This is a genomic window from Pseudomonas haemolytica (assembly GCF_009659625.1).
GTDB lineage: Bacteria > Pseudomonadota > Gammaproteobacteria > Pseudomonadales > Pseudomonadaceae > Aquipseudomonas > Aquipseudomonas haemolytica.
This window is the reverse complement of sequence record NZ_VOIW01000005.1, coordinates 255,976-279,905: the sequence shown is the minus strand read 5'-3', so window position 1 is coordinate 279,905 and position 23,930 is coordinate 255,976. Positions and strand designations below refer to the sequence as shown.

Here is a 23,930-nt window from a genome sequence, read left to right as displayed (position 1 = left end):
ATACTTATTAAGATTTTGCAGGGTCAAACACTTCACTTACCGAAATGTTTGCCGAACCCCAAACAGCATAATTGCCGTTCTGAAGCCTCGCCGAAAAAGCTGCCTGGGAATTAGCAATAGGCGTAACGGGGGGCATGCGTTTTATAGAATAAATCTCGCTGACATTTGCGCTCAGAGCCGGTTGAATAGCCTCCGGAATATGCCCTGCATCATGCTGTGCAAGGGTGCCACCAAAAGCGTTTACGGCGCCTTTGACACCGCCTTGTACACTTATCGTAGCGTAGGCACCATTGGTGCAATAAACCCCAGTGATTTGGCTGGCCATCAGCACTTGCCGGGTAGCAGAAGGTATGAGTCCGCCGAAACTTGCATGCCCCCAGTTGATCAAGTCGGCGGTATAACCGCCCTCCCTGACGACCATGAAGAAGCTCATATCATTGGCAACAAGTTCGATATTGCCTACTGAAGTCACTAAATGGGTCAGACTGCTCCGCAGTTTCCCTGTACTTTGAATGCTGCAGTCGCCGCCGGGACTTTCCGCGTCCCGCTCATAGTGTTCTGCCACGCGCAGTTGCTTGAACGCGGCGCGAATTTGCTCCTTGGCACCGCTGGCTTCAAAGACTACACCTGCATCTACATCATCTTCCGTCGCGGCAGTTCCTTTCTCGGATGTTGACGTCTTACCGCCATAACCAAGAGCGCCCCAGGATGCTGACTCTCCTCCGGTGTTAACCATAGTGAACGCATAAGCCGCTCCCGCGCACATGACGATATTGCCGCGCGCAGAGAGTGCCCGAGCAGCGTCGTTCATCAGCCCCCCCATTCCCACCGCCCCAACTCAACGCTTGTGATCGCCTTTTAGTAATCACAACAAAGGCATCGCGATTAGCGACTACATGTTTTACACCGTCCTGATCCATGATCTTTTCAAGATCACCTGGGTTGAGTGCTCCACCACTGGCTACGCCCCCCCAGGGACACAGCGTCTTGATCGAAGGGTCACCAAATCGCTCCGAGCCGATGGCGCAAAACGCGCCTGCGGAGCAGACAATACTGGTGATGTTCAACTGGTCCAGGACAATCTTCGTAGCGGCAGGAATCAAGCCTCCTGAACCCGCGTGGCCCCACGAATGAACGCGCCCCCCTTCAGTCAGAACAGTAAAGGCCGCACCGGTCGCATAAATCGCTTTAGGCTTATCGAATAGAAGGCTTCTCTGAACCTCCTCTGGCACCACACCACCATTAAGGACAGGGCCAATGGCACCAATCGTATTTTTACCGGGTGGCGGATCTTTATGAATCCACGCGATGGCTGACTCGTTAGCGTACACAGACAGAATATTACTCAAGTCTAATGTCGGCGGAATAGGGTTAGGAATATGATTACCCCATACCAACAATCGGTTTGAACTTCCGAGCACCGGGACCAGCGCACCAAAGTCCCAACCGCTTGCAAACATGCGCGTGGCGGGATTATTCCTCAAATATTGAGCAATTTCAGGAGGCGGGGTACCTCCTTGGTTAGTACGCCCCTTTACCACCACACTTTGAGTGGCACCGCTTTTAATCGCAAATGCGCCAGACGTAGAAGTGAGTATCCGATCCGGCGGCTCTTCTCGATATAAAGAAAATGCCCCAAACTGCTTAATAAAACTACTTTCATTTTCTTCGTCACTGATATTCTGATACCCGCGAAAGACTGTCTGACTCTCTGAATACACTTCAATGCCGCTGACCCCCGAAGCCGACACCGGTGTAATCGCAAACCTTATTTTCTGCCCAACCATGGATTGGTAAATAACTAAATCCAAGTCTTCCGTATAAGCATGGGGCACTTCATTTATATACCAGCGGCCCAGCGACCGCCCCTCTTGCGCCTCGTCACCTGTTCCCGAATATAAGTAGCTACCGCGAACAGTAGCGCCTGGCATCGGTTCACCCATGATAGTGACACTGGTCGCTATAGGTTCGAGCAGGGGAGTTTGTTCTTGTTCCTTCACGATGGCATCCTCGCAATAAAAATATTTACCGAGAAAGGGAGCCCCCCAAAACAACCGGCGAACAGCCGTATCCTTCCGATGCGGGAGCGCAACCACTCGGTCTTAGACTTACTTATTTCAACTGAGCGACATGCTTAGTTAGCGCCAGCGGCGGCAGCCCGTCTACTGTCAGATTTAACAGGGTGCGCTACCGTTCGTCCGGATATTGCGTGCTTCCCCGACAAGCCGCCGCAGGCCGTTAACTCCGCGATAATCCGCCAACACCAACATCCCTTATTTACGTGCGGAGAACTGTATGCCCCATGCTTTCGTTACATATTTCACCTGCTTGCTCGCTGCGGTGGGGCCGACGTACGCGGCGTCCTCAACCTATGGCCCTGAGCTTCAAGGCTTCCAATACCCCTATCCCGTCGAACACTTCAGCTTCCAATCCCAAGGCAAATCCCTGCAGATGGGCTACATGGACATCCCCGCCACAGGCACAGCAAACGGTCGCAGCGTGGTGCTGATGCACGGCAAGAACTTCTGCGGTGCCACTTGGGAAGGTTCGATCAAGGCCCTCAGTGACGCCGGTTACCGCGTCATCGCCCCTGACCAGATCGGCTTCTGTACTTCCAGCAAACCCGAGCACTACCAGTACAGCTTCCAGCAACTGGCAATCAACACCCATCAGTTGCTGGAAAAACTCGGCATCCAGAAGGCTACGGTGATTGGCCACTCCACCGGCGGCATGCTCGCCACTCGCTACGCGCTGATGTACCCCACGCAAACCGAGCAGCTTGGGCTGGTGAACCCCATCGGCCTGGAAGACTGGAAAGCCCTCGGCGTGCCCTACCAGAGCGTCGACCAGTGGTATCAGCGCGAGTTGAAACTGAGCGCCGAGGGTGTACGTAAGTATGAACTGGACACCTATTACGTCGGGCGCTGGAAACCCGAATACGAGCGCTGGGTGGATATGCTTGCCGGCCTGAACAAAGGCCCGGGGCACACCCAAGTGGCATGGAACTCGGCGTTGATTTACGACATGATCTTCACCCAGCCGGTGTACTACGAATTCAAGGATGTGCAGGTGCCCACCCTGCTGCTGATCGGCACCAGCGACACCACTGCCATCGGCAAGGATGTAGCGCCGCCGGCAGTCAAGGCCAGGATTGGCAATTACCAAGTGCTGGGCAAGCAGGTGGCCAAGCTGATTCCCCACGCCACGCTGGTGGAGTTTCCCGGCCTGGGTCACGCACCCCAGATGGAAGAACCGGAACAGTTTCATAAAGCACTGTTGCAGGGGCTGAACGCCCTTTAATCCAACCTTTTCGAGGCACGGGTGAATGTCGGTACAGATCGCAGTGATTGATGATTGGCAGAATGTGGCCAGCGGCGTGGTGGACTGGTCGGTGTTGGACGCCGTGGGCCAGGTGCATTTCCTTCACGACTACCCCGCAGATACGGCCACGATGGTTGATCGCTTAAAGGGCTTCGAGGTGATTTGCCTCATGCGCGAACGCTCAACCTTCGACAAGGCCCTGCTGCAAGGGCTGCCCAAACTCAAATTGCTGGTCACCGGTGGCATGCGCAATGCTGCCATCGACATTCCCGCCGCCAAGGCCCTGGGCATCCAGGTGTGCGGCACCGACAGCTACAAACACGCGGCGCCGGAACTGACCTGGGCGTTGATCATGGCCTCCACCCGCAATCTGCTTTGCGAAGCCACCTCGCTACGTGCGGGCGGCTGGCAGGTTGGCCTGGGCGGTGACCTGCATGGCAAGACCTTGGGGATTCTCGGCCTGGGCAGTATTGGCCAGAAGGTCGCACAGTTTGCCAAGGTGTTCGGTATGCGGGTGATTGCCTGGAGCGAGAACCTCACGCCGCAGCGGGCGGCCGAATCGGGGGTGACCTGGGTCGGCAAGCGCGAGCTGTTCGAGCAGGCCGACATCTTGACCATCCACCTGGTACTCAGTGACCGCAGCCGCGGGTTGGTGGACACCCAGGCACTGGGCTGGATGAAGCCCACGGCGCGCCTGGTCAACACCGCACGCGGGCCGATCGTGGATGAGCAGGCGCTGGTTCAGGCACTGAGCAGCGGCCGCCTGGCCGGGGCGGCGCTGGATGTCTATGCCGAGGAACCGCTACCGGCTGACCATCCGTTGCGCAGCTTGCCCAATGTGCTGGCGACGCCCCATATCGGGTATGTGAGCGAGCAGAATTACCGGCAGTTCTACCAGCAGATGATCGAAGATATCCAAGCCTGGGCCAACGGCGTGCCCGTCCGCGTGCTGGGCTGACGCACCATTTCAGTGCGAACGCACTCTGTGGCGAGGGAGCTTGCTCCCGCTGGTGCGCCTAGCGCGGCCAACATCTGGGAGCGCTGGGCACTTCAGCGGCAGCAGGCTCCCTCGCCACGGATTTAAACCTGCATAAGGTTAAAAGTTTTTTGTCCTACAAAATCTGCCTTAAAACGCTACAGGCTCTAGGATCTGTCCTAGACTCATGACCGATGGGTCCGTTCCAAAACAAAAACCCCGCAAAAAATCGAAACTTTCCAACTCTGCCACAGGTCCAGTTTTAGGTAAGGACGTGCACGTGCGACTCACGCCAATTGCCCGTTCATCCAATCTTTTCAAGCTTGAGCCGCAACTGGCATACGCCTTGCCAGATTGTGTAGCGCGTGTGCGCCTGGCCGCAGGATGCGGTCATTCGGAGCTAATGGCAGCGGGCCATTAGCCGACCAACAGATGGGAGTGCATTATGATCAGTGCCGCAGTAGATACTCAGGGAGAGCGTTTTAGTCAGCCGGCAGGGGGGCCAACGTCTTTGGTCGACCTGCCCAACACTGTGCGGCCGATCGTGAGTCATAACCCGAATCGAAAGAAAGTGTTGTTCGTCACCTCCGAATTCGCCGACCTGGTGAAAACCGGCGGCTTGGGCGACGTGTCCGCCGCCCTGCCCCGCGCCATGGCGCACCTGCACGATGTGCGGGTGCTGATTCCCGGTTACCCGCAAGTGATGGAAAGCGACAACCCGATTCATATCGTCGGTGAGCTGGGCGGCCATGCCGCGTTGCCGCCGTGCAAGATCGGGCGCATGGACCTTAAAGACGGCTTGGTCATCTACGTGCTGATCTGCCCGGAACTGTACGAGCGCGAAGGCACGCCCTACGGTGCCAACAACGGCCGCGACTGGCCGGACAACCATATTCGCTTCGCCCGCCTGGGTCTTGCCGCCGCTGACATGGCCGCCAACCTCGCGCAAATCCACTGGTGCCCGGACCTGGTGCACGCTCACGACTGGCCTGCTGGCCTGGCCCCGGCCTATATGCACTGGCGTGGGTCACGCACACCGACGCTGTTCACCATTCATAACCTGGCCTACCAGGGCGTGGTCAGCCTGGCGTCGACGCCCGAGCTGGGCATTCCACCCCATGCCTTGCAACAGGAAGGCATGGAGTTTTACGGCAAGATGTCGTTCCTCAAGGCGGGCATGGCTTACTCCAGCCATATCACCACCGTGAGCGCCACCTACGCCCAGGAAATCACCACCCCGGAATTCGGTTGCGGCCTGGATGGTTTCCTTGCCAGCAAGACCCAGCAAGGTCTGCTCAGCGGGATTCCCAATGGCATCGACGAGAGCTGGGAAGCCTCCACCGATACGCACCTGACCCACAACTTCAATATCGGCGACTGGGAAGGCAAGGCCATCAACGCCGCCCATGTGCGCGAGCTGTTTGAATTGCAGCCATCCAGCGGCCCGCTGTTTGCCGTAGTGTCGCGCCTGGTTTACCAGAAGGGCCTGGACCTGACCGAAGCGGTGGCCAGCTTCATCGTCGAAAACGGCGGCCAGATCGCGATCATCGGCCGTGGCGAGCCGGAAGAAGAACAGGCCATGCGCGAACTGGCGTTGCGTTTCCCCGGCCAAGTGGGTGTGCGTATCGGCTTCAACGAGACCGATGCCCGCCGCATGTTCGCCGGCAGCGACTTCCTGCTGATGCCGTCGCGTTATGAACCTTGTGGCCTGAGCCAGATGTACGCCCAACGCTTCGGCTCGTTGCCGGTGGCGCGTAACACCGGAGGCTTGGCAGACACCATCGAAGATGGCGTTACCGGGTTCCTGTTCAATGAATCCACCGTGCAAAGCTACGAAGAAGCCTTGCGCCGTGCGTTCAAGGTGTTTGCCTTTCCTGGCCTGCTCAACGCCATGCGCAGCCGCGCCATGACCCAGCCTTTCAACTGGTGCCAGGCGGTGGAACCCTACGCCGAACTCTACGAACAATTGGTGGCCAAGGCCCTGGGGAAATCGACTAAATAATCACTGGGAGGGCTTCATAGATGCCATTACGGACTCTGGAAACCTGGCCCCACGGCGCAATTATGCTGGACGCGCAAAACACGCGTTTTGCCCTGTGGGCGCCAGACGCGTTTTATGTCAGCGTTGAATTGGAGCACGGTAAATCCATCGCCATGCTGCCCCAGGCAGATGGCTGGTTCGAAGTAAAAGCAGCGTGCCCCGCCGGCACGCTTTATCGTTTCAACATCGACGGCGAACAGGCGGTCCCCGACCCTGCGTCCCGAGCCCAGGCCCTAGATGTACACGGTTGGAGCCGAGTGGTCGACCCGCATGCCTACGAATGGCGCCATAGCCACTGGCAAGGCCGCCCCTGGCACACCGCAGTGATCTACGAGCTGCACGTCGGCGCGATGGGTGGCTACGCCGAGGTGGAGAAACACCTGCCCCGCCTGGCCGAATTGGGCGTCACTGCGATTGAACTGATGCCCCTGGCGCAATTCCCCGGCGAACGCAATTGGGGTTATGACGGCGTGCTGCCGTATGCGCCCCACGCGTCATACGGCTCGCCCGAGCAACTCAAGCACCTGATCGACAGCGCCCACGCCCACGGCCTGGCCGTGATGCTCGATGTGGTCTACAACCACTTCGGCCCCGACGGCAATTACCTCGGCCAGTACGCCCAGGGTTTCTTCCAGGAAGACGTGCACACCCCCTGGGGCGCCGGCATCGATTTCGAGCGTCGCGAAGTGCGGGATTTCTTCCTCGATAACGCCTTGATGTGGCTGCTGGAATACCGCTTCGACGGGCTGCGCCTGGATGCCGTGCACGCCATCGACAACCCAGGCTTCCTGCAGGAACTGGCGCAACGGGTGCGCCAACAAGTCGACAGCGATCGCCACGTGTGGCTGGTGCTGGAAAATGAACTGAACCAGGCCAGCCTGTTAAAAGAGCATTTCGACGCCCAATGGAATGATGACTTTCATAACGTATTGCATGTGCTGCTGACCGGCGAGACGGACGCCTACTACAGTGACTTTGCCGAGCAGCCCACCGCAAAATTGGCACGCTGCCTGGGCGAAGGCTTTATCTACCAGGGCGATACCACACGCCATGGTCATGCTCGAGGCGAACCCAGTGGTGATCTACCCCCCAGCGCCTTCGTGGCGTTCCTGCAGAATCATGATCAGGTCGGTAACCGCGCACTGGGCGAACGCCTGCACCAGCTGTGTTCGCCCCAGGCGCTGAAAGCGGCGACCACCCTGTTGCTTCTGTGCCCTATGATTCCGATGATCTTCATGGGCGATGAGGTCAACGCCGCCGAACCCTTCCTGTTTTTCACCGACCATCACGGCGAACTGGCAGAAGCAGTGCGCGAGGGGCGGCGCAATGAGTTTGCCGATTTCGCCGCGTTTCACGACCCCGAGCAGCGCGAACGCATCCCCGACCCCAACGCGCTGCCGACCTTCCTGCAATCGGCGCCCTCCTTCGTCGAGAACGACCACGCCCAGCTTTATCGTCACCTGCTGAGCCTGCGCCACCTGCATGTGGTGCCGCACTTGCCCGGCACCGTTGCGTTGGGCGCGCAGGTGCTGGCGGAGGGCGCTGTCACGGCGCGTTGGCGCCTGGGCAACGGCAGCATATTGCAGATCGACCTGAACCTGAGTGAACAGCCCCTCGATCTCCCGGCACCACCCCACATTATTTTCCAGACGCCTGCCCAGCAAGGTGCGCAGCTACCGCCCTGCAGCGCACGCGTTTGCCTATCCCCAGTTGGAGAACACCCTTGAGCGAAGCGAACCTGGAAATTCTCGCCAGCCGTGCGGGCCTGGCCGTCGATTGGATCGATGCCAACGGTCGCCCGCAACATGTCGAGCCCCAAGCCCTGCGCGCCGTCCTCAAAGGGCTCGGGCACCCGGCCGATACCGATGCCGAAATCGACGCCAGCCTGCTGGAACTGGAGCAAGTGCAACACGACACGCACCTGCCGCCGTTGATGACCACCGACAGCGGGGAAGGCCTGGATCTGGCGCGCTACTTCGCCCCGGACACACCGTGTCGAGTCAGCCTCGAAGGGGGCGAAACCCTTGAGCTGCGCCTCGACAGCGATGCCGTACTGCCCGGGATAATCGCCCTTGGCTACCACCAGGTGCATATCGATGGGCAAACCTTCACCCTGGCCGTTGCCCCCAGCCACTGTTACAGCGTGGCCGACGCGGTGGACAGCCGCCCCGCCCGCGCCTGGGGTTTGAGCGCGCAGTTGTATGCGTTGCGGCGCCCCGGCGATGGCGGCTTTGGCGATACCTTGGCCCTGGAACATTTGGTGCGCTCGGCCGCCGAACGCGGTGCCGACGCAGTGGCGATCAGCCCGATGCACGCGATGTTCAGTGCCGACACCGAGCACTACAGCCCTTACTCGCCATCCAGCCGCCTGTTTCTCAACAGCCTGTATGCCTCGCCCGCCTGTATCCTGGGCGAGCGGGAAGTGCGCAACGCCATCGAGGCCGCCGGGCTGACGGACGAACTGCATGCCCTGGAAGAGCTCACGCTGATCGACTGGCCCGCCGCTGCCAAGGCCAAGCAACGCCTGCTGCGCACGCTGTATGAAGACTTCCGTCACGGGGCGCACCCGCAGCATGCCGACTTCCTGAGCTTCCGCCAGGCCGGCGGCGAAGCGCTGGAAAACCATTGCCGTTTCGAAGCCGTGCAGGCCCGGCGCGCCGCCGCTGGCGAAGACCTCGACTGGCGCCAATGGCCCGACGCCTGGCGCACGCCACAGAGCCCGGCCCTGGCGCAGTTCGCAGAGGAAAACCGCGAAGAAATCGGCTATTTCGCCTTCACCCAATGGCTGATAGCCCGCAGCCTGGAGCGCGCGCAACAAGCCGCCCGTGGCAGTGGCATGGGCATCGGCCTGATCGCCGACCTGGCGGTGGGTGCGGACGGCGGTGGCAGCCAGGCCTGGAGCCGCCAGGATGAACTGCTGGCCGGCCTGACCGTGGGTGCGCCGCCGGACATTCTTAACCGTGCAGGTCAAGGCTGGGGCATCTCGGCGTTCTCGCCCGAAGGCCTCCAGCGCAACGGCTTTCGCGCCTTTATCGAAATGCTGCGGGCCAACTTCGCCCACGCCGGCGGCCTGCGTATCGATCATGTGATGGGCTTGCAACGCCTGTGGGTCATCCCCCTGGGCGCCTCACCCCGTGAAGGTGCCTACCTGTATTACCCGGTGGACGACCTGCTGCGCCTGCTGGCGCTGGAATCCCACCGCCACCAGGCCATCGTCCTGGGTGAAGACTTGGGCACCGTGCCTGACGGTCTGCGCGAAAAACTCAGCGCCCGCTCGATTCTGGGCATGCGCGTATTGCTGTTCGAACAGAACCACGACGGCCAATTCACGCCGATTCTGGACTGGCCCGACAACGCCTTGGCCACCACCAGTACCCACGACTTGCCCACCCTCAATGGTTGGTGGCACAGCCGCGATATCGAGTGGAATATCCAACTCGGCCTGATTGACGCCCCCACCGTGGAGCAATGGAGCGAACACCGCCTGCGCGAACGCCACGCACTGCGCCAAGCCCTGGGCCAGGACCCGCAGAATTTTGTCGATGAGATCCGCAACGACACCGACCATATGATCGACGCCAGCGTGCGCTATTTGGGCCACACCCGTGCGCCGCTGGTGTTGCTGCCGCTGGAGGACGCGCTGGGCATCGACGAACAGGCCAATCTGCCTGGCACGACCGACACCCACCCCAACTGGCGCCGCCGCCTTCCAGGCCAGGCCGCCTGCCTGCTCGACACCGATAGCGCTGCGCGCCGCCTCGAATTGCTGGCCGTAGCCCGCAACCAAGCCCACGAGCGTGACCGATGAATGCCCTGCCCTTGCGCGCCACCCAGCGCCTGCAATTTCACAAAGACTTTACCCTCGATGATGCCGTGCCCCTGGTGCCGTATTTCGCCCAACTGGGCATCAGCCACCTGTATGCCTCGCCGCTGCTGAGCGCCCGCGCTGGCTCCATGCATGGCTACGATGTGGTCGACCCCACACGCGTCAACCCCGAGCTGGGCGGCGAAGCTGCGTTGCGGCGCCTGGTAGCAGCCCTGCGTGAGCACGACATGGGCTTGATCCTCGACATCGTTTCCAACCATATGGCCGTGGGCGGTGCGGATAACCCGTGGTGGCTGGACCTGCTGGAGTGGGGCCGCCTGAGCCCCTACAGCGAATTCTTCGATATCCAGTGGCACTCGCCCGACCCCTTGCTCAAGGGCCAATTGCTGATGCCGTTCCTGGGCAGCGATTACGGTGAAGCCTTGCAGAGCGGTACGCTGACGCTCAAGTTCGACGCCACCCACGGGAGTTTCTACGCCGAACATTACGAGCATCGTTTTCCAATCTGCCCAAGGGACTACGCCCTGATCCTCGGCAGCGATGAATCGGTCCAACCACTGGCCGAGCGTTTCGCTGCCCTCGCCTATCAGGACGACGCCTACGCCGAAGCCGGTTGGCTCAAGCACGCGTTGGCCGAACGGGCCACTGAAGTGATGCCGGCCATCGACCGCCGCCTGGCCGACTTCGACGGTCGCCAGCCCGAGGGTTTCAACCGACTGCATCAGTTACTCGAACAACAGGTCTACCGCCTGGCCAGTTGGCGCACTGCCGCCGACGATATCAACTGGCGGCGCTTCTTCGACGTCAATGAGCTGGGCGGCCTGCGGGTAGAGCGCACGGCGGTGTTCGAAGCCACTCACGGCAAGATCTGTGAGCTGATCAGCGCGGGCCTGGTGGACGGCCTGCGCATCGACCATATCGACGGCCTGGCCGACCCGCGTGGCTATTGCCGCAAATTGCGCCGCCGCGTGGACGCGCTGTCGCCCCAGCGCCATCTGCCGATCTTTGTAGAAAAGATCCTCGGCGAGGGCGAGACCCTGCGTGAAGACTGGCAAGTAGACGGCACCACCGGCTACGAATTCATGAACCAACTGTCGTTGCTGCAACACCATCCAGACGGTTTTGCCCCGCTGGCCGACGTGTGGACGCGTCACAGCGAACGCCCTTCGGCGTTTAGCGAAGAAGCGCGACTGGCGCGCCAGCAGATCCTTAATGGCTCGTTGGGCGGCGACTTCGAAAGCGTGGCCCAGGCTTTGCTGCAAGTGGCCCGTGACGATGTGATGACCCGCGACCTGACCCTGGGCGCAATCCGTCGCGCTTTGCAGGAACTGATTGTGCATTTTCCGGTGTACCGCACCTACATCAGCGCCAGGGGCCGCAGCGCGGCCGACGACAAGGTATTCCAGCAGGCCATGGACGGCGCCCGCACCACCCTGAACGAAGGCGACTGGCCGGTGCTCGATCACCTGGAAAAATGGTTGGGCGGCCAGCCTTGGCGCAATCGCCCGGTGGGCCGCGAGCGCAAGATCCTCAAGCATGCCTGCGTGCGTTTCCAGCAACTGACCTCGCCCGCCGCCGCCAAGGCTGTGGAAGACACTGCGTTCTATCGCTCGGCGGTATTGCTGTCGCGTAACGATGTAGGCTTCAGTACCGAGCAGTTCAGTGCGCCGTTGGCGGATTTCCACGCCGCCAGCCAACAGCGCTTGAACACCTTCCGCGACAACCTGTTGGCCACTGCCACCCACGACCACAAACGCGGCGAAGACACCCGCGCACGCCTGGCGGTGCTCAGCGAGTGCGCGCCCTGGTATGCCGAACAGGTCGAACACTGGCGCAGCCTCGCCGCGCCCCTGCGCGAGAGTGCTGACAGCCCGACGGCGGGTGATGAACTGATCCTGTATCAGGTGCTGCTCGGCAGCTGGCCTCTGGAGCACAACCCAGACTTGGAGGCCTATCAGCAACGCCTCTGGCAGTGGCAGCAAAAAGCCCTGCGCGAAGCCAAGTTGCAAAGCAGTTGGAGCGCCCCTAACGACGCCTATGAACACGGTGTCGAGGGGTTCCTCAAACGCCTGTTGCTCAGTGAGGCCGGCGCGCCGCTACGCAGTGCCCTCGACAGCGCCGCCCAGACCATCGCCCCCGCAGGCGCCCTGAACGGGCTGGCGCAAACCTTGCTTCACCTCACCGTGCCGGGTGTACCGGATGTCTACCAGGGCGATGAGTTCTGGGACTTCAGCCTGGTAGACCCGGACAACCGTCGCCCGGTGGATTTCAATGCGCGGCAACGCGCACTGGATACCCCACCGGACATCGGCGAACTGCTGTTCAACTGGCGCGACGGGCGTATCAAACAGGCGTTGATCGCCCAGGTGCTGGGCTTGCGCAAAGCCTGTCCTGAACTGTTCCGCGACGGCAGCTATATACCGTTGGAAGTGGTTGGCAAGCACGCCGAGCGGGTGGTTGCTTTTTACCGCGAACATCACGGCCGACAGCTGCTGGTAGTGGTGCCGCGCTGGCCTTATCACCTGCTTGAAAACGGCATGTTTCCTCAGGTCAATGCGCAGGTTTGGGGCGATACGCGGGTGAAATTACCGTTCGCCGCCACAACACAAAACTGGAAGGGACTTTTTCAAACAGGCGCAGTCACACCCAACAAGGAGCTGTTGATCAGCACTGCCCTGGGGGATCTCCCGGTCAATGTCTTTATCAATCCTGATAATCAAGAAAGCTGAACATTTTCTGTGAGGAGTTTGTGATGAGTAAAGAAGACAAACGCATTCGCGAATTGGCGCATCAGATCTGGGAGTCCGAAGGTAAGCCAGACGGTGAACAAGATCGTCACTGGGAGATGGCGCGCAAACTGGCCGAGGCCGAAGCGCTTACGCCGAGCAAGCCCAAGCCTGGCGCCAAGCCGAAAACCGCACTCAAGGTCGCCACCAAGCCTAAGCCGGCTGCGCCGGCCGCCGCCAAGCCTGCGGCGAAAAAACCGGCCGCGCCGAAGAAGCCGAAACCGCCCGCCCCATGATCCTTTGGGCCTCCAGCCCGCATTGCGAGCTGGAGGCTCTTTTCCGTCCATGTGATGCGCTGAAGCACCGTCAGCACGGTTGCGTTCGGCCCGAAAAAAGTCCCCTTGCAGGAGCAACTCAATGAGCAAACCCGATAAAACCACAGCGACGCCGGAGCATGAACCGTCGCGGATTCGTGAAGGTTTGCCCTTCCCCCTCGGCGCCACCTGGGATGGGTTGGGCGTCAACTTCGCACTGTTTTCAGCCAACGCCACCAAAGTGGAATTGTGCCTTTTTGATGATGCCGGCGAGGTCGAGCTGGAGCGTATCGAACTGCCCGAATACACCGATGAGATCTTCCACGGTTACCTGCCCGACGCCCACCCCGGGCTGATTTACGGCTACCGCGTGTACGGCGCTTATGACCCGGCCAACGGTCACCGCTTCAACCATAACAAATTGCTGATCGACCCTTACGCCAAGCAGCTGGTAGGCGAGCTCAAATGGTCCGAGGCGCTGTTCGGCTACACCATCGGCCACCCCGACGACGACCTCAGTTTCGATGAGCGCGACAGTGCGCCGTTCGTGCCCAAGTGCAAGGTCATCGACCCGGCGCACACCTGGGGCAACGACCAACCGGTGCGCGTGCCGTGGGACCGCACGATCATCTATGAAACCCACCTGCGCGGCATCAGCATGCGCCACCCTTCGGTGGGCGAGTCGGTGCGCGGCACCTGCGCCGGCCTGATGGAAGACGACGTGCTCAAGCATATCCGCCAACTGGGTATTTCCTCGGTCGAGCTTTTGCCGGTACACGCCTTTGTCAACGACCAGCATCTGCTGGAAAAAGGCATGACCAACTACTGGGGCTACAACAGCATTGCGTTCTTCGCCCCCGACCCGCGCTACCTGGCCAGCGGCAAGATTGCCGAGTTCAAGGAGATGGTCGCGCACCTGCATGAACAGAAGCTGGAAGTGATCCTTGACGTGGTCTACAACCACACCGCCGAAGGCAACGAGCGCGGCCCGACCCTGTCCATGCGCGGCATCGACAACGCCTCTTATTACCGGCTGATGCCCGATGACAAACGCTTCTACATCAACGATTCCGGTACCGGTAACACCCTGGACCTGAGCCATCCGTGCGTGCTGCAGATGGTGACTGACTCCTTGCGTTACTGGGCCACCGAGATGCACGTGGACGGTTTCCGCTTCGACCTGGCAACCATTCTCGGGCGCTACCGCGACGGCTTCGACGAGCGCCACAGCTTCCTGGTCGCTTGCCGCCAAGACCCGGTGCTGCGCCAGTTGAAACTGATCGCCGAACCCTGGGACTGCGGCCCCGGTGGCTATCAGGTGGGCAACTTCCCGCCAGGCTGGGTGGAATGGAACGACCGCTTCCGCGACACCGTACGCGCCTTCTGGAAAGGCGACGACGGCCAATTGGCGGATTTCGCCGGGCGCATGACCGCTTCGGGCGAGATGTTCAACCATCGCGGGCGCCGGCCTTATAGCTCGGTGAACTTCATCACCGCCCATGACGGTTTTACCCTGCATGACCTGGTGTCATACAACGACAAGCACAATGAGGCCAACGACGAGAACAACCAGGACGGCAGCAATAACAACCTGTCGTGGAACCATGGCGTCGAAGGCCCCACCGATGATCCGGAGATCAACGCACTGCGCCTGCGCCAGATGCGCAACTTCTTCGCCACCCTGCTGCTGGCCCAAGGCACACCGATGATCGTCGCCGGCGACGAGTTTGCCCGCACCCAGCATGGCAACAACAACGCCTACTGCCAGGACAGCGAAATCGGCTGGGTCAATTGGGACCTGGACGATGACGGCAAGGCCCTGCTCAAGTTCGTCAAGCGCCTGATCAAGCTTCGCCTGGCCTACCCGATCCTGCGCCGTGGGCGCTTTCTGGTCGGCGACTACAACGAAGATATCGGTGTGAAGGACGTCACCTGGCTGGCGCCGGATGGCAACGAGATGACCACCGAGCAATGGGAAGACAGCCAGGGTCGTTGCCTGGGCATGCTGATGGATGGCCGCGCCCAGGAGACCGGGATTCGCCGCGCCGGCGCGGATGCCACGCTGTTGCTGGTGGTCAACGCTCACCACGACATGGTCAATTTCCGCCTGCCGCCGGTGCCCGAGGGTGAGTTCTGGACCTGTATGCTCGACACCAACGATACAGCGGTGCGCGGCCAGGAACGCTTTGATTTTGAGCATGAGTACGCGGTGACCGGCCGCTCGTTGCTGCTGTTTGAACTGCAGCGTGAAGGCGAGGTGTGAGATGGCGTTGCACAGCTTCCTTCAGGGCTACCGGGGCTATGCGAATACGCAGGCCCTTGGCGATGCGCTGAAGGCACTTCAGGAGGAAGGGCTGGATCAACTGCCGCTGCCGGGCAGCGGCCAGACCCTGGCGCGCTTCAGTGGGCTGGCCCAAGTGGCTGGCCATGACTTGCGCCTGTGCAAGTTGTTCGAAGGCCATACCGACGCGCTGGCGATCATTGCCGAACTCAATAGTCCGCTGCCGCCACTGGGCAGTACGTGGGGCATGTGGGCGGCCGAGCCACCCACCGCCAAAGTGCGGGTGCGGCGCGACGGCCAGCAGCTGATCGTCGACGGGCGCAAAGCCTGGTGCTCCGGCGCGGCGGTGGTCAGCCACGGATTGCTCACCGCCTGGGATGAGGAGGAGCGCCAACAACTGGTGGCCGTGCCGATGGACCAACCTGGCGTCAGGGTAACGGATGAGGGATGGAATGCGGTAGGCATGGCCGCCACGGGCAGCGTCGAAATTCTCTTCAGCGAAGCCAGAGGTGTAGCGGTTGGCGGGCCAGGCGATTACCTGTCCCGTCCGGGCTTCTGGCAAGGCGGGGTCGGCATCGCCGCGTGCTGGTACGGTGCTGCGCAACGCCTGGGTGAAGTGTTGCGCGCCCACTGCGCCAAGCGCCCGGAGCCCCATGCCCTGGCGCACCTCGGTGCGGTCGATAGCGCCTTGAACGGCGCCGCCTGCGTACTGCGCGCCAGCGCCGAGCAGATCGACCATGAGCCCAGCGCCGATGCCCGGCAACTGGCACAACAGACACGAGCCTGCATCGAGGACACCGTTGAGAAGGTCATGCATCACGTCGGCCGGGGCGTCGGCGCTGGGCCGTATTGCAAGGACCCGCACTTTGCCCAACTGATGGCGGACTTACCGGTGTATGTGCGGCAAAGCCATGCCGAACGCGACCTGGCCGCCCTGGGCGAACAGGTGGCCGGCGAACCCAGTGGAAGGTGGCAGTTATGAAACCCAATCCGATTGTCGGCCAAGGCACACCGCTGAATCACTGGCAAACCTCGACACGGCTGGCCGAATTGCCGCACATCAGCGTCGCGCAGTTGGTACCCGAGGGGCACCGCGCCGTGATTATCGCCCCGCACCCGGACGATGAAGTACTTGGCAGCGGTGGCCTGCTGCAAGGTCTCGCGGCGCTGGGCCGGCCCATGCAGTTGATCTCCGTCACCGATGGCAGCGCCAGCCATCCCGGCTCGCAGCGTTGGCCGGTGGAGCGTCTGAGTGTGGTACGCCCGCAGGAGTCGGCCCAGGCCCTGCATCGTCTTGGCTTGCCGCTGCACAGTTTGAAATGGCTGCGCGCCGGGTTTGCCGACAGCAAAGTCGCTGAGCGCGAAGCCCAGCTCTGCGAGTTTATCCAGCGCCACCTCAAGCCCACTGACGTGGTGTTCGCCACCTGGCGCGAAGACGGCCACTGCGACCATGAAGCCGTGGGCCGCGCCAGCGCCAAGGCAGCCCAGGCCGTCGGCGCGACCTTGTACGAACTGCCGGTATGGACTTGGCACTGGGCCACTGCTGAGGACGACATGGTGCCCTGGCACCGAGCGCGCAAGATTCCATTGACCGTAGAAGCCGTGGCGCGCAAACGCCATGCGATCCACGCCTTCGCCAGCCAGTTGGAAGGCGACCCGCAAATCGGCCTGCCACCGGTGCTGGCGCCCTATGTAGTGGAGCGCTTGCTGCAACCTTTTGAAGTGGTGTTCGTATGAGTGTGGCAACGCCCTACTTCGATCAACTGTTTGCCGGCAATGACGACCCCTGGGCGTTTCGTCAGCGCTGGTATGAACAACGCAAACGTGCCCTGACCCTGGCCGTGCTGACCCGGCCGCGCTACACCTCGATATTCGAGCCAGGCTGTGCCAACGGCGAGCTGAGTGCTGAACTGGCCAGCCGTTGCGAGCGCCTGGTTTGTTGCGACACCGCAAGCGCGGCGGTGCGCTTGGCACAGGCACGAATGGTGGACTTCCCCCACGCCCAGGTAGAACAGCGGCGTTTACCCGAGCAATGGCCCACGGGGCAGTTCGAGCTGATCGTACTGAGTGAGCTTTGTTACTACCTCGACGTCGAAGATTTGCATCGTCTGATGGATCGCGCCCTCGCCGCCTTGACCGACGATGGTCAATTACTGGCCTGCCATTGGCGGCCCTACATCGACGGTTGCCCGCAAACCGCTGAACAGGTACACGCCCTGCTCCAGCAACGATGGGGTATGCCGCCTTTGGTGCAGCACCATGACAACGATTTCCTGCTCGACCTCTGGAGCCGCGACGGCACCTCGGTCGCATGCCACGAGGGTTTGCGATGATCGGTATTTTGATCCCGGTACATAACGAGGAGGCGCTGTTGGGTGAGTGCCTGCAGGCGGCACGGATTGCCGCCAGCCATCCGGGCCTGGAGGGAGAAGCGGTACACATCCTGGTGGTGCTCGACAGCTGCAGCGATGGCAGCGTTGCGATTGCCCAGGCTCACCGAGTACACAGCCTGCACGTGCAGGCGCGCAATGTCGGGCAGGCGCGCGGCGTCGGCGCACGGCATTTATTGGATCAAGGTGCACGGTGGATATCCTGTACCGACGCCGACAGTCGCGTGGCCCCCGACTGGCTGGTGGCGCAGCTGGCCCTGGGCTGCGACGCGGTATGTGGCACGGTGACCGTGGACGCCTGGAGCGAAGGCTTCGACCCGGCAGCGCAGATCCGCTATCACCAGGCCTACCAGGCGCGCGATGGGCATCGGCATATCCATGGCGCCAACCTGGGGGTCAGTGCCAGTGCCTATGTGCAGGCGGGAGGGTTTGCACCGCTGGCGTGCCATGAAGATGTGCAACTGGTGCGCGAGCTGGAACGTTGCGGCGCCTCCATCGCCTGGAGCCATGCGCCGCAAGTGGTCACCAGTGCGCGCCTGGACTGCCGGGCCCAGGGCGGGTTCGGCGACTACTTGAAAAGCCTGATGCAGGTTTCGTAAAAAAACGACAACACAAAATGTAAAAGCGATACATCCTTGTCTATGCTCATAACGCCTCGCACGGCATTCCAGGAATGGTATGCCGAGCCCTCACCACAGCGGAGCCTGAGGTGAAAACAAGAGAGTCGACCCGTCAACAGGGCACGACCCGGTATCAACCGACAAGGATGTAACACCCCAAATGAAGCCTGCCTCCTTAAGCGATGGCCGTCGCGGCCCCGCGCAAATCTGGAACAGCGCGCCGCAGTTGGCGCAAGTCCCTTCCATCCCGATCAGCACACTGGTACCGCCTGGCGCCCGGGTCGTGGTCATTGCACCGCACCCGGGGGATGAAGTCCTGGCGTGCGGCGGTTTGCTGCAATTGCTCAGCACCCGCGAACACCCACTGCAACTGATCTCCATCACCGATGGCAGCGCCAGCCACCCGGGCTCCCATGTGTGGCCCGCCAGCCGCTTGAGCGTGGTGCGCCCGCAGGAAAGCGCCGAGGCACTGCGGCGCTTGGGCATGCCGTTGCACAGCTTGAAATGGATTCGCGGCGGGTTTTGCGATGACGCACTGGCCGTCCGTGAACAACCGATGAGCCAGTTCATCGCACGCTACCTGCAACCTGGCGACGTGGTGTTTACCACTTGGCGCCACGACGGTAATGACGATCACGATGCCGTTGGGCGGGCCAGTGCCAAGGCCTGCAGCACGGTAGGCGCGCGACTGTATGAACTGCCGATCTGGGCCTGGCACTGGCCGGCGCGGGAAGGCTCGGTGATTCCCTGGCAGCGTGCGCGCAAGGTACGCCTGGACACTTGGAGCGTGGCGCGCAAGCTGCACGCCGCCCATGCCTATGCCAGTCAATTGATGGGTGATCCAGAGATCGGTTTGCCGCCCATGCTTGCCCAGATATTGCTTGAACGCATGCGTGACCCTTACGAAATCGTGTTTACGTAGGCACGGGCTTTTATCGCAGCGACCAAGCTTGAGGCAGGCGTGGCGAACAGCATTGTGCGCAGGCAACGTACATGGCAAATGACCTGTTTCGTCGCTGTGAAAATTTGGTTAAACAATTCTGCCAGGAGGCTTTTTCCCTGAGACTCAATCTGCCACACTAATGAGAACAATTATCAACAGATTTATTATTCGCCACGGACGGCATTGGGGAGCTCCACATCCATGTCTGTGCAACAACGCGGCGGCAACGTTTTTTCTCCCAGTCTGATGGCGATGGCTATCTGTCTAGCAACTTCTCAAGCGGCCTCGGCCGCCGAAACCGAGGCACCGACCACCATTGAACTGGGCGCCACCCAGGTCTCGGGCCAGCAGCTTGGCGAAATTACCGAAGGCTCGGAGTCGTACACCACCGGCTCGATGAAAACCGCGACCAAGCTACCGCTGACCCTGCGTGAAACCCCGCAGGCCGTCACCGTGATCACGCGTCAGCGCATGGATGACCAGGCGATGACCAGCATCAACGACGTGGTCAACGCCACGCCGGGGCTGTTCCTCAACTACTCCAGCGGCCCCGGCCGCCAGGGCTATACCGCACGCGGTTTTGATATCGACAACATCATGTATGACGGCATCCCCAGTGGCTATAACGGCGTGTCGGTGGGCGCCCAGCCAAACCTGGCGATGTTCGATCGCGTTGAGGTGGTGCGTGGCGCCACCGGTCTGGTGACCGGCGCGGGCAACCCTTCGGCCGCCATCAACATGATCCGCAAGCGCCCGCTGGACGAACAGAAAATCACCCTCACCGGTGCCGCCGGCAGTTGGGACGACTACCGTGGCGAACTCGACGCCTCCAGCCCGCTGAATGACAGTGGCACCTGGCGCGGCCGGGTCGTGACCTCCTACCGCGATGCCAACAGTTTCATCGACAAAGCCGAGCAGGATCACGGCCTGTTCTATGCCGTCACCGAAGCCGACCTGAGCGAAGACACCAGCCTGACCCTCGGCTACTCGAATCAGAAGGACAAGACCAACTACTTCTGGGGGGCGTCGATGGTCGGCCTGGATGGTCATCACCTCGACCTGTCGCGCTCCTACAACCCAGGCACCGACTGGGAAAACAAGGACCAGGAAATCAACACGGTGTTTGCCGAGCTGCGCCAGCGCCTGGCCAATGACTGGAACCTGCAGGTCAACGCCAACTATTCCGAACAGGACGCGTTGTTCTCTGGCTCCTACCAATCGCGCTGGACGCCAAATACCCTGGCCCGCACGGTGTACCAGGCCTCTTACGACGAAAACCAGGCCGGTGTCGACGCCTTTGTCAGCGGCCCGTTCCAGGCACTAGGGCGAACCCACGAACTGGTAGTGGGCGCCAGCAAACGCATCTACGACATGACCACCCACAACTACAGTCCGTATGACATGAACTGGCCGATCAACGCCGGCAAACCGAATTTCACCCGCACCAACAACCAACGTGAAGTCACCACCCAGGACGGTTTCTACATGACCACGCGCCTGAGCCTGGCCGACCCGCTGAAGCTGATCCTTGGCGGGCGCCTGGACTGGTACGACTACGACAACCGCGATGGTGACGGCGACTACAAGGTCACCCGCAACCTCACGCGCTACGCCGGCTTGATCTACGACCTGGATGATCAATATTCGGTGTATGTCAGCTACAGCGACATCTTCACGCCGCAAAAAGAAAAGAGCACCAACGCTACCCCACTCAAGCCGATCGTGGGCAAGAACTACGAAGTCGGCATCAAAGGCGAATACCTGGGCGGCGCGCTGAATGCGAGCCTGGCGCTGTTCCGCGTCGATCAGGAAAATCGCGCCGTGCAGATCGTCGTGCCAAATTGCCCGCAGGCATCCTGCTATGAAGCCTCAGGTGAGATCCGCAGCCAGGGTATCGACTTCGAACTGCAAGGTGCCTTGACCGAGAACTGGCAGCTCGGCGGTGGCTATACCTACGCACGAACCCACACCATCAAGGACGACGCCAACCCACAGAAGGTCAACAAGCAGTTCGACACCGATACGCCGGAGCACCTGTTCAAGGTGACCACCCGCTACAACTTTCAAGGCCCGCTGGAAAAACTCCGGGTGGGCGGCAACGTCTCCTGGCAGAGCCGCATGTACAACGACATCAAGCTCGCGGATGGCAGCAACTACCGGCTCAAGCAAGGCGGCTATGCCGTCACCGACCTGATGGCCGGCTACCGGGTCAACCAGCACCTGGACTTGCAGCTCAACGCCAACAACATCTTTGATCGCCGGTACTACCTGTCCATTTCCGAATCCGTGGACTATGGCGGTGATACCTATGGTGCTCCACGCAACATGATGGTCACTGCCAAATACAGTTTCTGATCATCCATGCTGTGCCGGCTGCCCGCTCGGGCAGCCGTTCTTAAAGCCCCCCGCTGGCATGCCGATAAAACGTTGGCAACCGCACAAAATCCCGAACATCTGCTTCACTCCACAGCGGCGCGCCTTCGTGGCACGCCGCGTGCTTGCTTGACCTCGGCGCCCCACCCTCATGGAGTAAGAGTGAATGCCCGTCCGCACCCGTTTTCTCGAGCACTACCGCAAGGCCGACCGCATCATGCTGGCGTTGATCTGGCTGATGTTTCTGTTCTCCCTGGGGTTGGCGTTCTGGCACAACACCCTGATACAGGCATTGACCGTCGGGGGCGGCACCGGCGTGGTGCTGACGGCGCTTTACCGCGTCATCGGCGGCACCCGTGTGATGCGCTGCGCACTGGGCGCCGGCCTGATGGTGATGGCGGCGCTGCACATCAACCAGGCACAGGGGGTGATCGAATCCCACTTCGGCATCTTCGCGTTGCTGGCGGTGTTGACGTTCTATCGTGACTGGCTGCCAATCCTGGTGGCGGCGCTGACCATCGCTGTGCACCACGTGGTGTTCCATGCGTTGCAGCACCAAGGTGTGCCGGTGTTTGTGATGGAGCATCACGGCGGCTGGACGATGATCTTCGTTCACGCGTTCTATGTCGTGATGGAAACCGTCGCTCTGCTTTACCTGGCTGTGCATAGCCAGGCAGATGCGCTAGAGAGCCAGGAAATGCTCGAGAAGATGCTTGCCGTCACCTCGCAGTTCACCGTGGAGTCGGCCAAAGGCGAAGGCAAGTCGCGGGTCTCCCTGGCCACGCGTTTCGACCACTTCCTGCAACAGCTCACCCACTTGATCGACGGCGTAGCCCGCGACTCCCACGGCCTGGGCCAACTCGGCCAGGAATTGGCCACCGCCAGCGGCACCCTGGAAAAAGGTGCGCGGCACCAACTGGCGCAGATCGGCGAGATGACCGGTTCGATGCAGCGCATGGAAGGCGCCATGAGCCATATCACCGTGCAGGTCGAACAAGCGGTGGAGCATGCAGGCCAGGCCAGCCAGCAGATAGTTCGCGGCCAGGAAAGCGTCGGCCGCGCCCAGCATGAAATCAGCCAATTGGCTGCACGCATCAACGGCACTGAATCCACCGTGCAATCGCTGGCCGTACAGGCCGAGCAAATCGGCTCGGTGCTCGAGGTGATCAGCAGCATTGCCAACCAGACCAACCTGTTGGCCCTCAACGCCGCTATCGAAGCCGCCCGCGCCGGCGAGCAAGGCCGTGGTTTTGCCGTGGTGGCCGATGAAGTGCGCAGCCTCGCCCAGCGCACCGCCCTCTCCACCCAGGAAATCAAAACCATCATCGAGGGCCTGCAACACGGCAGCCGCCACGCCGTCGAAGCCATGCATGCCAGCCGCGAAGGCGTAGAGCGCTGCGTGGAAGACAGTCAACTGGCGGTGGACATGCTCCGCGCCGTGGGCCAGGACATCGCCCATATCGATCAACTCAACGGCCGCATCGTCACTACCACCCGCGAGCAGAGTTCGGCCAACCTGGAGATTGTCGAGCGCTTGCAGTCAGTGCAGAACATCGCCCAAAACACCGCCGACGACGTCGAGACCCTCGCCCGCAGCAGCGAACGCCTGCCGCCGATTGCGGTGCGGCTTGAGGCGTTGGGGCGTAAGTTTCATCCCTGAGTAAAATACCGGACACGCTACACTCGCCACCTCGACCACCTGCCAGGGACGCCAGCATGAGCACTCGCGGTAAAGACCGACAAATCGACAATATCGAATTCAATGTGGGCGACATCACCCGCAGCAAAAGCTTCTACGGCGCCGCATTCGGCTGGACCTTCATCGACTACGGCCCCACCTACACCGAATTCAGCGATGGCCGGCTCACGGGCGGATTCACCACCGGCGAGCCGGTACGCCCGGGCGGCGCCTTAATCATCTTGTACGCGGATGATCTCGACAGCACGCAACAGCGGCTTAAGCAGTTGGGTGCGGTGATTACCCGCCAGACGTATGAATTCCCGGGCGGCAGCAGGTTCCATTTCACCGATCCGGATGGGTATGAACTGGCGGTGTGGAGCGCTGCGTCCTGATTCGAGAGGTTGCTCAACGAGGCGGGTTATTCAAGCCGCACCGGTC

General features: G+C 61.2%; 18 protein-coding genes. 16 read left to right on the top strand and 2 right to left on the bottom strand.

Features of this window, described 5'->3' with window-relative positions; all coding sequences use genetic code 11:
• Window positions 1-7 precede the first annotated feature (7 nt).
• Both FRT59_RS17895 and FRT59_RS17890 read right to left on the bottom strand, forming a co-directional pair.
• Window positions 8-811, bottom strand: a complete 804-nt coding sequence (locus tag FRT59_RS17895) for a hypothetical protein (RefSeq protein ID WP_153871885.1) — start codon at window positions 809-811, stop codon at window positions 8-10.
• Window positions 729-2,000, bottom strand: a complete 1,272-nt coding sequence (locus FRT59_RS17890; protein ID WP_153871884.1) for a hypothetical protein — start codon at window positions 1,998-2,000, stop codon at window positions 729-731. The genes FRT59_RS17895 and FRT59_RS17890 overlap by 83 nt, the downstream gene beginning before the upstream one ends.
• Before the next feature lie 295 nt (window positions 2,001-2,295).
• Between FRT59_RS17890 and FRT59_RS17885 the strand changes: the two genes are divergently transcribed.
• The 16 genes from FRT59_RS17885 to FRT59_RS17810 all read left to right on the top strand — a co-directional run bounded on the left by FRT59_RS17885 (window position 2,296) and on the right by FRT59_RS17810 (window position 23,884).
• Entirely contained in the window at window positions 2,296-3,300 is a 1,005-nt protein-coding gene (locus FRT59_RS17885) for an alpha/beta fold hydrolase (RefSeq protein WP_153871883.1), read from the top strand.
• Window positions 3,301-3,325: 25 nt separating this feature from the next.
• Window positions 3,326-4,279 (top strand): D-2-hydroxyacid dehydrogenase family protein, encoded by a 954-nt coding sequence (locus FRT59_RS17880; RefSeq protein WP_153871882.1) that lies wholly within the window; start codon window positions 3,326-3,328, stop codon window positions 4,277-4,279.
• Window positions 4,280-4,742: 463 nt separating this feature from the next.
• Window positions 4,743-6,299: a glycogen synthase GlgA gene (gene glgA / locus FRT59_RS17875; protein WP_080752987.1), complete on the top strand. Its 1,557-nt coding sequence runs from the start codon at window positions 4,743-4,745 to the stop codon at window positions 6,297-6,299.
• 20 nt (window positions 6,300-6,319) lie between these two features.
• Window positions 6,320-8,065, top strand: coding sequence for a malto-oligosyltrehalose trehalohydrolase (gene treZ / locus FRT59_RS17870; protein ID WP_153871881.1), 1,746 nt, complete (start codon window positions 6,320-6,322; stop codon window positions 8,063-8,065).
• On the top strand, window positions 8,062-10,146 hold the full coding sequence (gene malQ, locus FRT59_RS17865; protein WP_153871880.1) for a 4-alpha-glucanotransferase: 2,085 nt from the start codon (window positions 8,062-8,064) through the stop codon (window positions 10,144-10,146). Before treZ ends, malQ begins: the two co-directional genes overlap by 4 nt.
• The gene (locus FRT59_RS17860; RefSeq protein ID WP_153871879.1) at window positions 10,143-12,893 is read left to right on the top strand and encodes a malto-oligosyltrehalose synthase; all 2,751 of its coding nucleotides are present in this window, start codon (window positions 10,143-10,145) and stop codon (window positions 12,891-12,893) included. Before malQ ends, FRT59_RS17860 begins: the two co-directional genes overlap by 4 nt.
• 23 nt (window positions 12,894-12,916) lie before the next feature.
• A complete protein-coding gene (locus FRT59_RS17855) occupies window positions 12,917-13,186 on the top strand; it encodes a DUF2934 domain-containing protein (protein ID WP_153871878.1) in 270 nt (89 codons plus the stop codon).
• 121 nt (window positions 13,187-13,307) lie between these two features.
• The gene (gene glgX, locus FRT59_RS17850) at window positions 13,308-15,467 is read left to right on the top strand and encodes a glycogen debranching protein GlgX (RefSeq protein ID WP_153871877.1); all 2,160 of its coding nucleotides are present in this window, start codon (window positions 13,308-13,310) and stop codon (window positions 15,465-15,467) included.
• Window position 15,468: 1 nt separating this feature from the next.
• Window positions 15,469-16,467, top strand: a complete 999-nt coding sequence (locus FRT59_RS17845) for an acyl-CoA dehydrogenase family protein (protein WP_153871876.1) — start codon at window positions 15,469-15,471, stop codon at window positions 16,465-16,467.
• On the top strand, window positions 16,464-17,222 hold the full coding sequence (locus FRT59_RS17840; RefSeq protein ID WP_153871875.1) for a PIG-L deacetylase family protein: 759 nt from the start codon (window positions 16,464-16,466) through the stop codon (window positions 17,220-17,222). The genes FRT59_RS17845 and FRT59_RS17840 overlap by 4 nt, the downstream gene beginning before the upstream one ends.
• On the top strand, window positions 17,219-17,818 hold the full coding sequence (locus FRT59_RS17835; RefSeq protein ID WP_153839616.1) for an SAM-dependent methyltransferase: 600 nt from the start codon (window positions 17,219-17,221) through the stop codon (window positions 17,816-17,818). Before FRT59_RS17840 ends, FRT59_RS17835 begins: the two co-directional genes overlap by 4 nt.
• Entirely contained in the window at window positions 17,815-18,474 is a 660-nt protein-coding gene (locus FRT59_RS17830) for a glycosyltransferase family 2 protein (protein ID WP_153871874.1), read from the top strand. Before FRT59_RS17835 ends, FRT59_RS17830 begins: the two co-directional genes overlap by 4 nt.
• Window positions 18,475-18,655: 181 nt before the next feature.
• Complete coding sequence (locus tag FRT59_RS17825) at window positions 18,656-19,417, top strand: PIG-L deacetylase family protein (RefSeq protein ID WP_153871873.1); 762 nt, start codon at window positions 18,656-18,658, stop codon at window positions 19,415-19,417.
• 222 nt (window positions 19,418-19,639) lie between these two features.
• Window positions 19,640-21,793 carry a TonB-dependent siderophore receptor gene (locus FRT59_RS17820; protein ID WP_153871872.1) on the top strand — a complete coding sequence of 718 codons (2,154 nt, stop codon included), beginning with the start codon at window positions 19,640-19,642 and terminating at the stop codon, window positions 21,791-21,793.
• A gap of 184 nt (window positions 21,794-21,977) precedes the next feature.
• Window positions 21,978-23,471, top strand: coding sequence for a methyl-accepting chemotaxis protein (locus tag FRT59_RS17815; protein ID WP_153871871.1), 1,494 nt, complete (start codon window positions 21,978-21,980; stop codon window positions 23,469-23,471).
• Window positions 23,472-23,527: 56 nt separating this feature from the next.
• Window positions 23,528-23,884, top strand: coding sequence for a VOC family protein (locus tag FRT59_RS17810; protein WP_153839612.1), 357 nt, complete (start codon window positions 23,528-23,530; stop codon window positions 23,882-23,884).
• The last annotated feature ends 46 nt before the right edge of the window (window positions 23,885-23,930 follow it).